Origin of the sequence: Rhodovulum sp. BSW8 (assembly GCF_003314725.1) — a bacterium.
In the GTDB taxonomy this organism is placed as follows: Bacteria; Pseudomonadota; Alphaproteobacteria; order Rhodobacterales; family Rhodobacteraceae; genus Rhodovulum; species Rhodovulum visakhapatnamense.
On record NZ_QNVX01000026.1, the window covers coordinates 1 to 1,252 of the forward strand.

Genomic DNA, 1,252 nt, shown 5'->3' on the forward strand with positions numbered 1-1,252 from the left:
TGACCTGCCCCCCGCGAGATCCCTCAGTCTGATGTAGAGTCTGCTCAACCGCGAAGGAGCAGACGCATGCGAAAGAGCCGTTTCACCGAGGCGCAGATAATCGGGATGATCAAGGAGCAGGAGGCCGGGATGCCGACCGCGGAAGTGTGCCGTCGGCATGGCCTGAGTCCGGCGACGTTCTACAAGCTGAAATCCAAATACGGCGGCATGGAAGTTTCCGGGGCCGCCAGGCTAAAGGCGCTGGAAGACGAGAACGCCAAGCTCAAACGGCTGCTGGCCGACACGATGCTCGACAATGTGGTTCTGAAGGATCTGCTGGGAAAGAACTAACGACATTGACCAGGCGGCGAGAGGCGGCGCTCAGGGCAATGCGGGATCATGATATCTCGCAGCGCCGGGCCTGCCAGCTTGTCGGTGTCGATCCCAAAACGGTCCGGCGCAGACGCCCGCCGGACTGCCCCGAGATCCGCGAGGAGATGAAGGAGATCGCCGGGAAGCGGCGCCGGTTCGGTTATCGCCGGATCGGTATCCTGCTCGAGCGCAAGGGCATGCTCATGAACCACAAGAAGCTCTACCGCCTCTACTCAGAGGAAGGGCTGTCGGTGAAACGACGGCGCGGACGCAAGCGAGCCCGTGGGTCACGCACGCCGATGCCGGAGGCGGCGCATCCCAATGCCCGCTGGTCGCTCGACTTTCTGGCCGACAGCTTCGGCGCCTCGCGCAAGTTCCGCATTCTGGCGGTGATCGACGATTGCTGCCGGGAAAACCTGTGCCTGACCGCCGACACCAGCATCTCGGGCGCCCGTGTCGCCCGCGAGTTGGACGCGCTGGTGCGGATCTACGGAAAGCCCGCTTGCATCGTCAGCGATAACGGCACCGAGTTCACCAGCCGCGCCATCCTGAAGTGGGCCGACAAGAATGGGGTGCCCTGGCATTACATCGACCCGGGCAAGCCCCAGCAGAACGCCTTCATCGAAAGCTTCAATGGCAGCTTGCGCGACGAGCTCTTGAACGAGGAGATCTTCGACACCCTCGACGACGCCCGGCGCAAGCTGGCGCTCTGGCGCTACGATTACAACGCCCTCAGGCCGCACTCGTCTCTGGGAAACCAGACGCCGCTCGAAGCGCGCCGGACGCTTGAGCAATTTGAGGGCTCCGCGCCCGGCGCGCTTGCCCAGAAAGACTGCCCAGACTACCAATCTCAAACCCGCAGACTCTCGTTATGAACGAGGGACCCAAGGGGGGCAGGTCA

1 protein-coding gene is annotated in these 1,252 nt (G+C 63.2%); it reads left to right on the forward strand.

The features are described from left to right. Nucleotides 1–66: 66 nt before the first annotated feature. Nucleotides 67–1,226, forward strand: a protein-coding gene (locus DSD19_RS12135; protein WP_113669766.1) for an IS3 family transposase whose coding sequence is annotated in 2 segments (ribosomal slippage) — nt 67–316 and nt 316–1,226 — 1,161 coding nt in all. Because the reading frame shifts where the segments join, the coding sequence is not laid out codon by codon here. Nucleotides 1,227–1,252 lie beyond the last annotated feature (26 nt).